Origin of the sequence: Variovorax glucosi (assembly GCF_051216695.1) — a bacterium.
Taxonomy (GTDB): Bacteria; Pseudomonadota; Gammaproteobacteria; order Burkholderiales; family Burkholderiaceae_C; genus Variovorax.
Map to the genome: position 1 here is coordinate 1 of NZ_JBPJZE010000321.1, position 1,095 is coordinate 1,095.

Annotated in this window: 1 protein-coding gene and 1 pseudogene; one reads left to right on the forward strand and one right to left on the reverse strand. The window is 69.6% G+C overall.

The window, feature by feature from the left end:
- Window positions 1-589: anthrone oxygenase family protein (locus ACSFA3_RS25310; protein ID WP_435508087.1), on the forward strand; the 589-nt coding region annotated here is incomplete at its 5' end.
- Here ACSFA3_RS25310 and ACSFA3_RS25315 read toward each other — a convergent pair.
- Window positions 496-1,095 (reverse strand): annotated as a pseudogene (locus tag ACSFA3_RS25315) (hypothetical protein); the annotation flags it as partial. The gene ACSFA3_RS25310 and the pseudogene ACSFA3_RS25315 sit on opposite strands and share 94 nt — an antisense overlap.

The window sequence follows — 1,095 nt, forward strand, 5'->3', positions numbered from 1 at the left end:
CCGGTTGTCGCTCATGTGCCATGCGCTCGCCATCTTCTGGCTGGGCGTGATGGCCGGCTTCTTCTGGACCTACAGCGCCAACGTCAACTTCGCCACCCTGCAGATGGACGGCGCCACCTACGCACTCGTGCAGTCGAGCCTGAACCGCAACGTGCGGCACGCGATGTTCTTCGGCTTCTTCTTCGGGCCGCCGCTGCTATGCACGCTGGCCGTGGGCGCGGCATGGGCCGCGCGCCGCGAGGGCTGGTGGTGGTGCCTGCTGCTGGCCGGCGTGCTCTACGGCCTGGGCATCGTGGTGTTCACGGCGCAGGTCAACCTGCCGCTCAACGCCTACACCGAGTCGTGGAACCCGCAGGCGCTGCCGTCCGACTGGGCTCAGACGCGCCTGCGCTGGAACGCCGCGAATCTCTGGCGCACCGTGGCTAGTGCGCTGGCGTTCGGGCTGGCGCTCGCTGCCCTGTGCGCGCGTGCCGCAGTGGCGACAACGGCAGCGGCTCAGTCCAGCGCGAACAGCGCCCTGGCGGCCTCGTCGAGCGCGGCGACGCGGTGCGAATCGGAGCGTGGGCCGGCGGCCGCCAGCGCGCGCTGATACATCGCCAGGCGCGTGGCCGACACCGGCCGGCACAGCGGCCGCCCCGCCGTTTGCGCCACGCCGCGCCCGGGCACCACGTAGCGACCGGGGTTGAGCCGCGCGAAGCGGATGTACGCCTGCAGCGTCGGGAGCATGTCGGCATGCAGCGCGTCCATGCGCTTTTCCGCGTCCTTGCCGATCTGCGCGTAGCCCTTCGCGTCCTTCGTCACCGGCAGGCCGAGGATGTCGGCCATGTCGATCTCGAAATGCGTGAAGTCGCCGTAGGGGCGCTTGCAGTCGATGAGGAAGCTGAGCCAGTTCGCGCGCCGCAGCAGGCGGATGTGCTCGTCCGTCACGTCGAAGGCCGCGCGCTGCGCGAAGGGTGGCTCGAAGGTGTAGTGCCCGGCGACGAAGCTCGCATGCAGGAAGAAGGCGGTGGTTACGTTCACGAACCGGTCGAAGGCCGGCGAGCTGCCGCCGTCGAGCAGGTCTTCGTATTGTTCGAGCGACATGTCGGGCGGCAC